This is a genomic window from Methyloparacoccus murrellii (assembly GCF_054657115.1).
In genome coordinates this window covers 1-263 of record NZ_BAAHXD010000146.1, presented here as the reverse complement: position 1 = coordinate 263, position 263 = coordinate 1, and the positions used below count along the sequence as shown (strand labels likewise).

The window sequence follows — 263 nt, the reverse complement described above, 5'->3', positions numbered from 1 at the left end:
TTTGCCGGATCGACCGCGCAGCGGGGCACCGAGCAAGCTGACGGACGAGCACCGCCAGCAGTTGGGAACGTGGGTGGAGAGTGAAGCGTTGTCGTCGCGGGAATTGCTGACGCGCCTGGAGCGTGAATACCAGGTTGTCATCGGTCGGACCACCTTGCGCCTGGAATTGAAGCAACTGGGCTACGTGTGGAAGCGTACGCGCTACAGCTTGAAAAAAAACGCGATCCGGAGCGATTCGAACGGGCCCGAGGCGACATCGAAGA

1 pseudogene is annotated in these 263 nt (G+C 60.8%); it reads left to right on the top strand.

Annotated elements, in window-relative coordinates:
- Positions 1 to 263: pseudogene (locus ACYQ1H_RS15665) on the top strand (hypothetical protein); the annotation flags it as partial.